Raw genomic sequence first — 13,276 nt, forward strand, 5'->3', positions numbered from 1 at the left:
TTTGAAGAGGCAAATGGTGAACCGCCGGGAGAGACGCTGGAGCATGCCGGTCGCGCTTGTCGCGGCCTGTCTGCTGTTGCTCCAGTCGACACTTGGTGCGTTCGCCTTCAGCATCGGGCCTGATACCGCGCAGCTCGATGCCTTCGGCAACGTCATCTGTACCCACGATGGCGCCACACAGCTTCCCGGCGGCGACCAGCACCCGTCCCATCCGCCGGCCTGCTGCACACTCGGCTGCAGCATGTTTTCGCCGGCCTATGCGCCGCCGGCCGATGCCGGGCTTGCACTTGCGTCCCTTTCCTTCGAGACCGTCGCCTTCGTCTTCCCGGCGACCACGCATCTCGACTTCGCCCGCGAACGCTCCCCATCGAACCCGCGCGCGCCGCCACTGGCGGCTTGAGCCTGCTTGCTTGCGGAACCTTTCGCGAGCGTACTCATCCAAGATCAAGCATTCGCGACCGGCGACGGCGCGATCATCACGTCGTGGAGCAACCATGTCCCATTCTTTCCGTATATCGGCGGGCACTGTGTTCGGCCGCACCCTGTCCCGCTTCAAAGCCGATTTCGGCATTGCCGCGTTGGCCCTCGCGCTTGTCTTCCTGGGCGCCCAGGCCGTCCTGGCGCATGAATTCAAGGTCGGCGGTCTCGAAATCGAACACCCCTGGTCGCGCGCCACGCCAGCCGGCGCCAAGGTGGCCGGCGGCTATTTCACCATCGTCAACAAGGGCAGTACACCGGACCGGCTGCTGTCGATTTCCTCCGACGTCTCGGAAAAGGCCGAGCTGCATCAAATGGGCGTCAAGGACGGCGTCATGACCATGCGGCCAGTGGATGGTGGCCTGGAAGTCCCGGCAGGCGGCAAGGTCGCGCTGGCGCCCGGTGGCTACCACCTGATGTTCATCGGCCTGAAGCGGCAACCCAAGCAGGGTGAAAAATTCGCCGCCACGCTGACCTTCGAGAAGGCCGGCACGGTCAATGTCGAGTTCGCCGTTGAAGGGATGGGCGAAATGGGCGGCATGGACGACCACGCCAATTGATCGCGCCAATCACCAATTTTGAATCTGAGGGACCATCATGAACAAATATCTTTTGGCGGCCGGCGCGTTTCTCGTGCTGGGGACAAATGCCGCCTTCGCGCACATCACGCTCGAGACCCAGGAGGCGGCAGTCGGCTCGACCTACAAGGCTGTGCTGCGCGTGCCGCACGGTTGCGACGGCAAGGCCACGACGGCGGTGCGCGTGCAGATCCCGGAAGGGGTGATCGCGGTGAAGCCGATGCCCAAGTCGGGCTGGACGCTGCAGACCAAGAAGGGCAAGTACGAGAAATCCTACCAGCTCTATGGTCAGGCGGTTGCCGATGGGGTCAAGGAAGTCGACTGGAGCGGCGGCAATCTGCCGGATGAATTCTACGATGAGTTCATCTTCCGGGCGACGCTGACGGCCGACCTGCCCGCCGGCCAGAAGCTGTACTTCCCGGTGGTGCAGGAATGCGGCGATGCCGCCGCCCGCTGGATCGAGATTCCGGCGGCCGGACAGGATGAGGACGCGCTGGAGAACCCGGCGCCCGGCATCAAGCTCACGCCGAAGAAATAGCTTTTCTCCCTGGCGCTCTGCCTGTCGGAGCGCCGCATCCCCATGGCATGGCATGATCGCAATACCTTCCTGGATAGTCGATACGAACAGCAAGCTCGTCGGCTGGATTGCCGGCGGGCTGCTCGCCGCGGCCATGGCGCTCATCGTCATGGCCTCGACAAGCCAGGCCCTTGCCCATGCGGCGCTGATCAAGACCGATCCGGCCGACGGTGCGGTGCTGGCGCAGGCGCCAGCGCGGTTCTCGCTGACCTTCAGCGAGCCGGTCTCGCCGTTGGTGCTGACGTTGGTGATGCCCGACGGCACCCCGGTTCCGCTGACCGACTTCCGTCTCGGCGACCAGACGGTCGAGATCGACAATCCGCGGGCGCTCAAATCCGGCACGCATGTGCTGAGCTGGCGTGTCATTTCCGCCGACGGCCATCCGGTCGGCGGCTCGCTGCTGTTTTCCATCGGCGCGCCAAGCGAGCCGCCGGCCGTCTCCGAGGCGATTGACTGGCCACTGCGGTCGGCGATCTGGATCGGCAAGGTTTTTCTCTACATAGGCCTTTTCCTCGGCATTGGCGGCGCGTTCGCCTTTGCCTGGCTGGCCGGGGCTGGCCGTGCCGGCCAGCGCTTCGTCGCGGCCGCGATCTTGTGCGGGCTGGTGGCGGCACCCTTGTCGCTGGGCTTTCAGGGTCTCGATGCGCTGGGGGCGCCGCTCTCCCATCTGGCGCAGCCGGTGATCTGGCGCACCGGGCTCGGCACCAGCTTCAGCTGGACGGTGCTGATCGCCCTGGTCGCCTTGGGACTTGGCCTGCTGTCGCTGGCCGGACCGCGCGCGGCCGCCAGGCCGCTTGCCCTTGCCGGACTGGCTGGCGTCGGCGTCGCACTCGCCGCCAGCGGCCATGCCAGTGCGGCCGAGCCGCAATGGCTGACACGGCCGCTGGTCTTCCTGCATGGCGTCGGCATCGCTTTCTGGGCCGGCGCCTTGGTGCCGCTCGGTCTCGCGCTGAAGCGTCAAGCGGCGGGCGCCGTCGAATTCCTGCACCACTTCTCATGGGCAATCCTGCCTGTGGTGGCCTTGCTTGCCGCGGCAGGCATCGTGTTGGCCGTGATCCAGGTGCAGATACCCTCGGCGCTGGCCGACACAGCCTATGGCCGGCTGCTGCTGGTCAAGCTCGCGTTGCTGGTCTTCCTGTTCATGCTCGCTGCCGTCAATCGCTGGAAGCTCACTGCTTCGGCCGAGGCGGGAGCGACCGAGGTGCAACGCAGGCTCACCCGCTCGGTCAGCGTCGAAGTGCTGATCGTGCTGGCGATCTTCGGAGTCGCCGCGGGCTGGCGCTTCACGCCGCCGCCACGAGCACTGGCGATCGCGGCGGCGCAGCCGGTTTCGGTCCACATCCATGCGCTGCAGGCGATGGCCGATCTCAGCATCACGCCAGGCCATGCGGGGCCGGTGGTCGCCTCGATGATCATCATGACCGGCGATTTCGGACCGCTCGACGCCAAGGAGGTGACGCTGGTGCTGTCGAAGCCCGATTCCGGCATCGAACCGCTGAAGCGCGCGGCGACCAGGCCCGGCGACGGCAGCTGGCGTGTCGACAACCTCATCATCCCGGTACCCGGCCGCTGGATGGTGCGCATAGACATCCTGGTCTCGGACTTCGAGATGGTGAAGATCGAGGCGCCGGTCGACATCAGACCGTAACGCCCCAGCCACACAATTGGGCGAGGCGGTTGACGCGGGCCTGAAGGGCCGTCAATCATTCAAGCAACAATGAGCGCAAGCTCGAAAACACCAGATCCGAAAGCAGGGAAGAAACGATGGAAAAAGCCGAAATCGGCCTGATCGGCCTTGGCACTATGGGCTCCAACCTGGCGCTGAACATCGCCGAGCACGGGCACCGCATCGCCGTCTTCAACCGCACAAGGGCACGCACCGACGCTTTCGTCGAGAATTCCGGTGCGCTCAGGGACATGGTCGTCCCCTGCTACAGCCTGGAGGAACTCGCCGCCGCGATCCGGCCGCCGCGTCCGATCATCATCATGGTGCTGGCCGGCAAGCCGGTCGACGAGCAGATCGAAGCGCTGCGTGGCGTGCTGTCCGACAACGATATCGTCATCGATGCCGGCAATGCCAATTTCCGCGATACGATGCGGCGCTTCTCCGAGCTCTCTGGCTCGGGTTTGACCTTCATCGGCATGGGTGTCTCCGGCGGCGAGGAGGGCGCGCGCCACGGACCCTCGATCATGGTCGGCGGCACGGAAGACTCCTGGAAGCGCGTCGAGAAGGTGCTGACCGCGATCTCCGCCAAGTTCAAGGAGGAACCTTGCGCCGCATGGCTCGGCACCGACGGCGCCGGGCATTTCGTCAAGACCATCCATAACGGCATCGAATATGCCGACATGCAGATGATCGCCGAAATCTACGGCATCCTGCGTGACGGCCTGGGCATGGGGCCGAAGGAGATCGCCACGGTATTTTCCAACTGGAACAAGGGCCGGCTCAATTCCTACCTGATCGAGATCACCGCCAAGGTGCTCGCCGCCGACGATCCGAAGACCGGGAAGCCGGTGGTCGACATCATCCTCGACCGCGCCGGCCAGAAGGGCACCGGCAAATGGTCCGTCATCGAGGCGCAGCAGCTCGGCATTCCGGCAACCGCGATCGAAGCGGCGGTGGCGGCGCGCGTGCTGTCGTCGATCAAGGACGAGCGGCAGGCGGCGGAAAAGGCCTATAGCAATATCGGCGTGACCAGGATTTCCGGCGACAAGGACGCGCTGCTGAAAGACCTCGAACTGGCGCTGTTCGCCGGCAAGATCGCCGCCTACGCGCAGGGCTTCGCGGTGATGAGCGGCGCTTCGAAGGAGTTCAACTGGAACCTGCCGATGCCGACCATCGCCAAGATCTGGCGCGCCGGCTGCATCATCCGCTCGCAGATGCTCGACACGATGGCCGAGGCTTTCAGTGGTGGCGCTTCCACCAACCTGTTGATGGCGCCTGCCTTCATCAGCCTGATGCAGGAGGCGCATCCGTCGCTGCGGCGCGTCGTGGCGAGGGCTTCCGAAGCCGGCGCGCCGGTGCCTGCACTGTCTTCGGCTCTTGCCTATTTCGACAGCTACCGCCAGGGCCGCGGCACCTCGAACCTGATCCAGGCGCAGCGCGACTTCTTCGGGGCGCATGGTTTCGAGCGCATCGGCGAGCAGGGCGCGTTCCACGGACCGTGGGGCAGCGGCGCGGCTGGCTAGATCACGCTATGAAGACATCCGGCTTAGCTTGGCTGCCGTGCCGGAATACTCACCGCTCCACATGTGGCTTCTCGATTCCGGGGATGCCGCCGACCTGTTGGGCAAGAAAATCGACCAGCAGCCGGACCCGGGCGATGCCCGCCCGTTCGGGGACGATCAGCATGCTGAGCGGAACCGAAGGCAGCGCATAGTCCGGCAGAATCGCTTCAAGCCGGCCGGACGCCAGGAGATCGCCGACAAGCCATTGGTGGGCGGGCGCAATGCCGCGCCCGGCGAGCAGGGCTTCGCGTGCGGCAAGCCCGTGGTCGACCCGGAGGCGCCCTGCAAACGGCACTGTATGGCGGTTGCCGTCTGGTCCTTGCAGCACAAGGGTGTCGCTGCCGGCAACGTTTGACATCCGGATACCTTCGTGATCGGCCAGGTCCCCGGGACCTTCAGGCCTGCCGCGTTCAGCGAGATAGTCGGGCGCCCCCACGAGCAGTCGCCGGGATTGGCCGAGCGCTCGCAATTTCATGGAACTGTCGGTGAGCGGGCCGAGACGAAGCGCGATGTCGACGCCTTCCATGACGAGGTCGATGCGTTCGTCGGTGAGGCTGAGATCGACGCCGATGTCGCGATAGCGGTCCTGAAACGCGAAGATAAGCCGGCTGACATGCAGCACCCCAATGGCGGCGGTGCAGGAGAGCCGGATCGTGCCCGCGGGCGCCGCGCGCGTGCCGCGAACCTCGTCGCCCGCCTGTTCGACAAGGCGCAGGATCTGCACGCTGTCTGCATAATAGCGGCTGCCCTCATCGGTCATCGTGACACGCCGGGTGGTCCTGCTGAGCAGGGCGACGCCGACGGCCTCCTCCAGTTCCCTCAAATGGCGCGTGACTGTCGACTGGCCGATCCCGAGTTCACGCGCGACCGCCGACAGACTGCCTCGTTCAGCAACGCGCACAAAGGTGCGCATGCGCTCGAGCGTGACAGCTGATTTATCCATTAATCGGCAGAATATTATGCATTCTCGACATGTAGCGGATGATGCGGCTGTTGGCTATCTCAGGGTCAATGTTTCCAACAGAGGATCGACGAATCATGAAAGTCCTACTTGTCTTTGCCCATCCCGAGCCACGGTCGCTCAACGGCACGCTGCGTGACGTCGCCGTCAAGGAACTCACAGCTCAAGGCCACGAGGTTCGGGTGTCCGACCTCTATGCGGACGGTTGGAAATCGGAGGTCGACCGTGCTGACTTCCCCGAGCTTTCGCCAGGCGCGCGGCTGGTGCCGGTGGCTGCCTCCAAACAAGCATACGAATCCAATGCGCTGACCGGAGACGTCAAGACCGAGATCGAGAAGCTGCTTTGGGCCGATGCGCTGATCCTGCAGTTTCCGCTGTGGTGGTTCACCATGCCGGCGATTTTGAAAGGATGGGTCGATCGGGTCTTCGCCTACGGCTTCGCCTATGGCGTCGGCGAACATAGCGACAAGCGATGGGGTGACCGGTACGGCGAGGGCACACTCGCGGGCAAGCGAGCGATGCTGATTGTGACAGCCGGCGGTTGGGAGGATCATTATTCCCCGCGCGGCGTCAACGGACCGATCGACGACCTGCTGTTCCCGATCAATCACGGAATCCTCTATTATCCGGGGTACAACGTGCTTCCGCCGTTCGTGATCTACAGCGCGGACCGTCTCGATGCAGCTGGCTTCGAGCTTGTCGCCGAGCGCCTGCGCGAACGGATGCGGACACTGGCGACCACTGCGCCCATTCCCTATCGGCGGCAGAATGGTGGCGATTATCTGGTCCCGAGCATGCGGCTTCGTGCCGAACTAGCCGATCCGGGAGCAACCGGCTTCGGACTTCATGTGAACCGCGGGGCTACCGACCAGAACGGTTCCTGGTTTGACGGGATGCATGTGGACTTGCCCGATCAGATCCGGGCAGACGCTCAGTCAGAGCGCCGATAGGCCACGACGCCCTTCGGTTCGCTCAGGCTCTGCAGCGAGCCGGGCGCGGCGCCGCCGATCCAGCCGAGCACCGAGCGGGCGAGTTCGGACCCGGCCAGGCGGAAGTCTTCGTTGACGACCAGCAATTCATGCCTGAACAGATGCAGCAGTTCCGACGATTGCTTCGACACCACGTCTACGTCGCGGCCGAGCTTGAGGCCGGCGTCCTCGATGCCGGCGACGATGGCGAGGGTCGCGGCGGCGGCGCTGCTGACGATGCCGTCCGGCCTGATGTCGCGCCGCATCAGCTGCGCGGTCCTCGTCCTGATCTGTTCGATCGAGTGGTCGATCGAAACGGTGTTGAACGGTACCTCGCTGGCGCCGACTTCGCTCAGAGCGTCGGCAAAGCCGTCGACCGTGTGGCGGTAGTAGCTCAAACCCACCGGCGGCGTCACCAAAGCGAGCCGGCGGCGGCCCAGGCCGGCCAGATGGCGCACCGCCTCGGCCGCGAAGGCGTAATTGTCGAAATCATGATAGGGATGCACGAGCCCCATATCGGTGCGGCCGTGGGTCGCGAAGGGAATGCCGCGCTCCAGCATGTAGCGGGCGCGGGGGTCGTTCGGCTCGGTGCGTGAAATGATGACGCCGTCGGCGGAGCCGGTCTCCACGAGATAGCGCACCGGATCCAGCGGATCCTGCGAGCGCGAATAGGGTGTCACGATCAGGTGGTAGGGCGTGTCGGCGATGACTTCCGTGACGCCATAGATGATGTCGGAGACAAAGCTCATGAGTTCGTGCTCAGTGTTGAGCACGAGGCTGATGACATTGGTCTTGCCGGTCCTGAGGCGCACGCCGGCGCGGTTCGGCCGATAGCCGATCTGCTTGGCCACGAGCTGGACTCGGCGTCTGGTCTCGGCGCCGATCTCGGGCGCGTCCTTCAAGGCCCGCGAGACGGTGGTGACGCCGAGCCCGGTCATGAAGGCAAGCGTCTTCAGCGTCGGCCGCTCCTGTGCCGTCGCCTCGTCATCCCTGGCCATGCGCTGTTTGTCCATCCGTCCCGCCCATCAGGCGCATAGCAGCCGCCGGGCAGCCCGGCAATGTTGCGGCCGCTCCCCATGGCGCGTCACCTGCAGTGGAAGCAGTATACTGAAACGTTACAGTTTGTCACGATCGGTGTACACGGGCGCTGGCGGACGCAAAAAGACGCCGTCAGCCGCGAGGCGAAAAAACGTTGGGATTCAGAGGGAAACGTGCTTCTGGCAAGTTTCTTGCGGCTTTTGCCTAGAGCGCGGTGCAGTTTTGCATAATGCATCGCACAATGCCGCGGCAGCGAGATGATTTTGTTCGCAGCTCGAAAAATGTCAAAGTGACATTCTGCCGGAAGGGGTTGCGTATGGTCTTCAATTGCCGTATCGAAAATCTGTAACGTTTCAGATTTCTGGGAGGAAGCCGAAATGCGATACAAATTCCTGACCGCTGCCTTTGCCGCGACGGTTGCTCTCAACTTTGCCGGGCCGGCGGCCGCGACCGATCTGGAAGTCACCCATTGGTGGACCTCCGGCGGCGAGGCGGCGGCGGTCGCCGAACTCGCCAAGGCATTCGACGCCACCGGCAATCACTGGGTCGACGGCGCCATCGCCGGATCCGGCGGCACGGCGCGGCCGATCATGATCAGCCGCATCACCGGCGGCGATCCGATGGGGGCCACGCAGTTCAATCACGGCAGGCAAGCGGAAGAGCTGGTTCAGGCTGGCCTGATGCGCGATCTCACCGATGTCGCCACCAAGGGCAAGTGGACGGAAGTGGTACGGCCCAAGAGCCTGCTCGACTCTTGCACCATCGACGGCAAGATCTATTGCGTGCCGGTCAACATCCATTCCTGGCAGTGGCTGTGGCTGTCGAACGCGGCGTTCGAGAAGGCCGGCGTGCCGGTGCCGAAGAACTGGAACGAGTATGTGGCCGCCGCTCCGGCGCTGGAGAAGGCAGGCATCGTGCCGCTCGCGGTCGGTGGGCAGGCCTGGCAGGCATCGGGCGCCTTCGACGTGCTGCTTGCCGCGGTCGGCGGAACCGACACCTTCCTCAAGGTCTACAAGGACAAGGACGCCAAGTTCGCAGCCGGTCCTGAAGTCGCCAAGGTGTTCAAAGCGGCCGACGATGCGCGCAAGATGGCCAAGAACACGAATGTGCAGGACTGGAATCAGGCCACCAACATGGTCATCACCGGCAAGGCCGGCGGCCAGATCATGGGTGACTGGGCACAGGGCGAGTTCCAGGTCGCCGGCAAGACCGCCGGCAAGGATTACACCTGCCTTCCCGGCCTCGGCCTGAACGAGGTCATCGCTACAGGGGGCGACGCCTTCTATTTCCCGCTGCTCAAGGACGCCGACAAGGCCAAGGCGCAGGAGGTGCTGGCCGAGACGCTGCTCGATCCCAAGACCCAGGTCGCCTTCAACCTCAAGAAGGGCTCGCTGCCGGTGCGCGGCGACGTCGATCTCAACGCGGCCAACGATTGCATGAAGAAAGGCCTCGCTATCCTGGCCAAGGGCGCGGTCATCCCATGGACGGACCAGCTGCTCTCGCAGGACAGCCAGAAGCAGAAGGAGGACCTGTTCTCGGAGTTCTTCGCCAAGCCCGACATGAGCCTCGAAGAGGCGCAGAAGCGCTTCGCCGACATCATCGCTTCGGCTGATTGACGACCGACGAGCCGTCCGCTCCCGACCTTGCCAGGCAGGGCCGGGAGCCAAGGCGTGCTGACTTTCCGCCCTTATCCGATCCAGCACGGCTGTACCGATGAGCAAGAGCGAACGCCCGAGCCAACTCTTCCGCAATCTCAATGCGAAGGTCGCTTCGATCCCGATGATCCTCACCGCAATGGTGGTCTTTGTCGGCGGCACCGCGTGGACGGTGCTCTACTCCTTCACCAATTCGAAGCTGCTGCCGCGGCTGAATTTCGTCGGGCTCGACCAATATTACCGGCTGTGGGCGACGCCGCGCTGGCTGATTTCGATCGAGAACCTCTTGATCTACGGTGTGATCTCACTGGTGTTCTCGCTGGTGATCGGTTTTCTGCTGGCGGCCCTGCTCGACCAGAAGATCCGTTTCGAGGACACGTTCCGCACCATCTTCCTCTACCCCTTCGCGCTCTCCTTCATCGTCACCGGCCTTGTCTGGCAATGGCTGCTCAATCCGGATTTCGGCGTCCAGGGCGTAGTACGAAGCCTCGGCTGGGCCAGCTTCGATTTCAATCCGCTCTACAATTCCAGCATCGTCATCTACGGCATATCGATCGCGGCGCTTTGGCAGGGTACAGGGCTGATCATGTGCCTGATGCTGGCGGGCCTGCGCGGCATCGACGAGGACATCTGGAAGGCCGCACGGGTGGACGGGATTCCCATGTGGAAGACTTATCTGTTCATCATCATCCCAATGATGCGGCCGGTGTTCATCACCACGCTGGTGATCATCGCGTCCGGCATCGTCAAGGTCTATGACCTCGTCGTCGCGCAGACCAGCGGCGGGCCGGGCATCGCCTCCGAAGTGCCGGCCAAATACGTCTACGACTACATGTTCTTCGCCCAGAATCTCGGCCAGGGCTTTGCCGCCTCGACCATGATGCTGCTGTCGGTGATGATCGTCATCGTGCCGTGGGCCTATCTCGAATTCGGAGGCCGCAAGCGTGTCTGATCATGCCGTCTCCTTGTCCGCCACGTCGTCAAACCTCCGGGCTGGCGCCTCCGGCCCGAGCGGACCAAAGCCGCGGCACGTGTTCTCGCGCCGGAACATTTTCCTGTACGGCACGCTCATCGTGGTGGCGCTCTACTATCTTCTGCCGCTCTATGTGATGGTCGTCACCTCGCTGAAGGGCATGCCGGAGATCCGCCTCGGCAACATTTTCTCGCCGCCGCTCGAGATCACCTTCGAGCCCTGGGTCAAGGCGTGGTCGCAGGCCTGCACCGGCCTCAATTGCGACGGGCTCTCGCGCGGGTTCTGGAATTCGGTGCGCATCACCGTTCCCTCGGTGATCCTGTCGATCGCAATCGCCTCGGTGAACGGCTACGCGCTGGCCAACTGGCGCTTCAAGGGCGCCGACACCTTCTTCGTCATCCTGATCGTCGGCGCCTTCATTCCCTATCAGGTGATGATCTATCCCATCGTCATCATCCTGCGCGAGATCGGCCTCTATGGCAGCCTTACCGGCCTGGTGATCGTGCATTCCATTTTCGGCATGCCGATCCTGACGCTTCTGTTCCGCAATTATTTCACATCCATGCCGGAGGAACTGTTCCGGGCGGCGCGCGTCGATGGCGCCGGCTTCTGGGGCATCTACCTGCGCATCATGCTGCCGATGTCACTGCCGATCTTCGTCGTCGCCATCATCCTGCAGGTGACCGGCATCTGGAACGACTTCCTGTTCGGCGTCGTCTACACCCGTCCCGACACCTATCCCATGACGGTGCAGCTCAACAACATCGTCAATTCGGTGCAAGGCGTGAAGGAATACAACGTCAACATGGCCGCCACCATCCTGACCGGGTTGGTGCCGCTGATCGTCTATTTCATTTCCGGCAAATTGTTCGTGCGCGGCATCGCCGCCGGCGCGGTGAAAGGGTGATGGCGATGGCGGCGAACGGCACCAGCGTTTCGATCCAGGACCTGTCGCTGAACTTTGGCGCGGTCTCGGTGCTGCAGACGCTCAATCTCGATGTCGCCGAAGGCGAGTTCATCGTGCTGCTCGGACCCTCCGGCTGCGGCAAGTCGACCTTGCTCAACTGCATCGCTGGCCTGCTCGACATTTCGGAAGGCCGCATCTTCATCAAGGGCAAGAACGTCACCTGGGAAGAGCCCAAGGACCGCGGCATCGGCATGGTCTTCCAGTCCTATGCGCTCTATCCGCAAATGACGGTGGAGAAGAACCTGTCCTTCGGGCTGCGTGTCGCCGGCATCGCCAAGGACGAGATCGCCAAGCGCATCGCGCGCGCCGCCGAGATCCTGCAGATCGAGCCGTTGCTGCAGCGCAAGCCGGCGGCCCTTTCCGGCGGCCAGCGCCAGCGCGTGGCGATCGGACGGGCGCTGGTGCGCGATGTCGACGTCTTCCTGTTCGACGAACCGCTGTCCAATCTCGATGCCAAGCTGCGTTCGGAGCTGCGTGTCGAGATCAAGCTTCTGCACCGCAAGCTGCAGAACACGATGATCTATGTCACCCACGACCAGATCGAGGCGATGACGCTGGCCGACCGCATCGCGGTGATGAAGGGCGGCGTCATCCAGCAGCTCGACGCGCCGCAGACCATCTACAACCGCCCGGTCAACCGGTTTGTCGCCGGCTTCCTCGGTTCGCCTGCGATGAATTTCGTCGAGGGGCAGCTGGAGACCGGCACGACGGCGGTGTTCAAGACCGGGGATTTGGCCATACCGCTCGATCGCTATGGCTTCGACGGCGCCGGCAACAAGAGCGGGCCTTGCGTGTTCGGGATTCGCCCCGAGCACGTTGCCTTTGGCGAGGCCGCGAATTCGATGCCCTTCGCCACCGATGCCGCCGTCGAGATCGTCGAGCCGATGGGCTCCGATACGCTGGTGTGGACGAAGCTCGGCGGCCGCATTTTCTCCTTCCGTGTCGAGGCGGAAAAAACGCTGCGCAATGGCGACCCGATCCGGATCGGCTTTGATCCTGCCCGCGCCTCGCTGTTCGATACTCCATCCGGCAACCGGATGTAGCTCCCAAGAAACCATCCTCCCAAGGACAATCCCCAAGCAGAACGGACAGAGATGATGAACTGGTCATTCCAACTTTACAGTGCCCGCAATTTCTTGCCCTGGACCGATGTGCTCGAAATGCTCGGCAAGCTCGGCTACGCCGAGGTCGAAGGGTTCGGCGGCGTCTATGACGATCCCAAGGCCTTCCGCGCCGAGCTCGACAAGAACGGCCTTGCCATGCCGACCGGGCATTTTTCCATCGATGCGCTGGAGAATGATTTCGACGGCGTGCGCCGGATCGCCGAAACGCTCGGCGTCAAGCTTTTGATCTGTCCCTATCTGATGGCCGAGGACAGGCCATCCGACGCCGCCGGCTGGCGCGGCTTCGGCGAGCGGCTGGCCAAGGTCGGCGAGGTCGCCTCGAAGGCCGGCTATGGCTTCGCCTGGCACAACCATGATTTCGAGTTCAAGACACTCGCCGACGGCTCGGTGCCGCAGGACCATATCCTGTCGTCCGCGCCCGATATAGGCTGGGAAATGGACGTCGCCTGGGTAGTGCGCGGCGGCTCCGACCCGCTGCCCTGGATCGAAAAGCAGGGCCAGCGCATCGTCGCCGTCCATGTCAAGGACATGGCGAAGGCGGGCGAGGGGCTGGATGAGGATGGCTGGTCGGATGTCGGCCACGGCACGATCGATTGGGCCGGCCTGATCAAGGTGCTGCGGGCCAAGAGCGCGGCGAAATACTTTGTCATGGAACAGGACAATCCCAACGACATCGAGCGCTTCGCCCGCCGCTCGATCGCAACCGTCAAGAGCTACTAGGAACAACCAC

Annotated in this window: 13 protein-coding genes; 11 read left to right on the top strand and 2 right to left on the bottom strand. The window is 63.6% G+C overall.

Annotated features, from left to right (window positions below):
• Positions 1–43 precede the first annotated feature (43 nt).
• The 5 genes from LB571_RS16625 (at position 44) to gndA (ending at position 4,821) form a co-directional block, all read left to right on the top strand.
• The gene (locus LB571_RS16625) at positions 44–400 is read left to right on the top strand and encodes a DUF2946 family protein (protein ID WP_224587523.1); all 357 of its coding nucleotides are present in this window, start codon (positions 44–46) and stop codon (positions 398–400) included.
• A 94-nt stretch (positions 401–494) separates the two neighbouring features.
• Entirely contained in the window at positions 495–1,037 is a 543-nt protein-coding gene (locus LB571_RS16630; protein WP_224596065.1) for a copper chaperone PCu(A)C, read from the top strand.
• Positions 1,038–1,074: 37 nt separating this feature from the next.
• A complete protein-coding gene (locus LB571_RS16635) occupies positions 1,075–1,593 on the top strand; it encodes a YcnI family protein (protein ID WP_140721101.1) in 519 nt (172 codons plus the stop codon).
• Positions 1,594–1,645: 52 nt separating this feature from the next.
• Complete coding sequence (locus LB571_RS16640) at positions 1,646–3,280, top strand: copper resistance CopC/CopD family protein (RefSeq protein WP_224596067.1); 1,635 nt, start codon at positions 1,646–1,648, stop codon at positions 3,278–3,280.
• A 116-nt stretch (positions 3,281–3,396) separates the two neighbouring features.
• Complete coding sequence (gene gndA / locus LB571_RS16645; RefSeq protein WP_224528964.1) at positions 3,397–4,821, top strand: NADP-dependent phosphogluconate dehydrogenase; 1,425 nt, start codon at positions 3,397–3,399, stop codon at positions 4,819–4,821.
• A gap of 49 nt (positions 4,822–4,870) precedes the next feature.
• On the opposite strand, the gene LB571_RS16650 is transcribed toward gndA, so the two are convergent.
• Positions 4,871–5,803: a LysR family transcriptional regulator gene (locus LB571_RS16650; RefSeq protein ID WP_015315672.1), complete on the bottom strand. Its 933-nt coding sequence runs from the start codon at positions 5,801–5,803 to the stop codon at positions 4,871–4,873.
• 95 nt (positions 5,804–5,898) lie between these two features.
• Between LB571_RS16650 and LB571_RS16655 the strand changes: the two genes are divergently transcribed.
• On the top strand, positions 5,899–6,771 hold the full coding sequence (locus tag LB571_RS16655) for an NAD(P)H-dependent oxidoreductase (RefSeq protein ID WP_224596070.1): 873 nt from the start codon (positions 5,899–5,901) through the stop codon (positions 6,769–6,771).
• Here LB571_RS16655 and LB571_RS16660 read toward each other — a convergent pair.
• On the bottom strand, positions 6,753–7,802 hold the full coding sequence (locus LB571_RS16660) for a LacI family transcriptional regulator (protein ID WP_224596073.1): 1,050 nt from the start codon (positions 7,800–7,802) through the stop codon (positions 6,753–6,755). The two genes, LB571_RS16655 and LB571_RS16660, sit on opposite strands and share 19 nt — an antisense overlap.
• Before the next feature lie 402 nt (positions 7,803–8,204).
• Between LB571_RS16660 and LB571_RS16665 the strand changes: the two genes are divergently transcribed.
• From LB571_RS16665 to LB571_RS16685, 5 genes are all read left to right on the top strand, one after another.
• Complete coding sequence (locus LB571_RS16665; RefSeq protein ID WP_015315675.1) at positions 8,205–9,443, top strand: ABC transporter substrate-binding protein; 1,239 nt, start codon at positions 8,205–8,207, stop codon at positions 9,441–9,443.
• A 97-nt stretch (positions 9,444–9,540) separates the two neighbouring features.
• On the top strand, positions 9,541–10,434 hold the full coding sequence (locus LB571_RS16670; protein WP_140661686.1) for a carbohydrate ABC transporter permease: 894 nt from the start codon (positions 9,541–9,543) through the stop codon (positions 10,432–10,434).
• The gene (locus LB571_RS16675; protein ID WP_224596079.1) at positions 10,427–11,362 is read left to right on the top strand and encodes a carbohydrate ABC transporter permease; all 936 of its coding nucleotides are present in this window, start codon (positions 10,427–10,429) and stop codon (positions 11,360–11,362) included. The genes LB571_RS16670 and LB571_RS16675 overlap by 8 nt, the downstream gene beginning before the upstream one ends.
• The gene (locus LB571_RS16680; protein ID WP_411961376.1) at positions 11,362–12,465 is read left to right on the top strand and encodes an ABC transporter ATP-binding protein; all 1,104 of its coding nucleotides are present in this window, start codon (positions 11,362–11,364) and stop codon (positions 12,463–12,465) included. The genes LB571_RS16675 and LB571_RS16680 overlap by 1 nt, the downstream gene beginning before the upstream one ends.
• 54 nt (positions 12,466–12,519) lie before the next feature.
• Positions 12,520–13,266, top strand: a complete 747-nt coding sequence (locus LB571_RS16685; RefSeq protein ID WP_224596080.1) for a sugar phosphate isomerase/epimerase family protein — start codon at positions 12,520–12,522, stop codon at positions 13,264–13,266.
• Positions 13,267–13,276 lie beyond the last annotated feature (10 nt).

Source organism: Mesorhizobium sp. BR1-1-4 (assembly GCF_020165375.1).
In the GTDB taxonomy this organism is placed as follows: Bacteria; Pseudomonadota; Alphaproteobacteria; order Rhizobiales; family Rhizobiaceae; genus Mesorhizobium; species Mesorhizobium australicum.

Excerpts from the sequence above, each read along its gene's own strand:
- LB571_RS16640 (WP_224596067.1), top strand. The coding sequence starts at position 1,646 with ATGATCGCAATACCTTCCTGGATAGTCGATACGAACAGCAAGCTCGTC.
- LB571_RS16655 (WP_224596070.1), top strand. The coding sequence starts at position 5,899 with ATGAAAGTCCTACTTGTCTTTGCCCATCCCGAGCCACGGTCGCTCAAC.
- gndA (WP_224528964.1), top strand. The coding sequence starts at position 3,397 with ATGGAAAAAGCCGAAATCGGCCTGATCGGCCTTGGCACTATGGGCTCC.
- LB571_RS16685 (WP_224596080.1), top strand. The coding sequence starts at position 12,520 with ATGAACTGGTCATTCCAACTTTACAGTGCCCGCAATTTCTTGCCCTGG.
- LB571_RS16635 (WP_140721101.1), top strand. The coding sequence starts at position 1,075 with ATGAACAAATATCTTTTGGCGGCCGGCGCGTTTCTCGTGCTGGGGACA.
- LB571_RS16625 (WP_224587523.1), top strand. The coding sequence starts at position 44 with ATGCCGGTCGCGCTTGTCGCGGCCTGTCTGCTGTTGCTCCAGTCGACA.
- LB571_RS16680 (WP_411961376.1), top strand. The coding sequence starts at position 11,362 with ATGGCGATGGCGGCGAACGGCACCAGCGTTTCGATCCAGGACCTGTCG.
- LB571_RS16630 (WP_224596065.1), top strand. The coding sequence starts at position 495 with ATGTCCCATTCTTTCCGTATATCGGCGGGCACTGTGTTCGGCCGCACC.
- LB571_RS16660 (WP_224596073.1), bottom strand. The coding sequence starts at position 7,802 with ATGGACAAACAGCGCATGGCCAGGGATGACGAGGCGACGGCACAGGAG.
- LB571_RS16665 (WP_015315675.1), top strand. The coding sequence starts at position 8,205 with ATGCGATACAAATTCCTGACCGCTGCCTTTGCCGCGACGGTTGCTCTC.
- LB571_RS16670 (WP_140661686.1), top strand. The coding sequence starts at position 9,541 with ATGAGCAAGAGCGAACGCCCGAGCCAACTCTTCCGCAATCTCAATGCG.
- LB571_RS16650 (WP_015315672.1), bottom strand. The coding sequence starts at position 5,803 with ATGGATAAATCAGCTGTCACGCTCGAGCGCATGCGCACCTTTGTGCGC.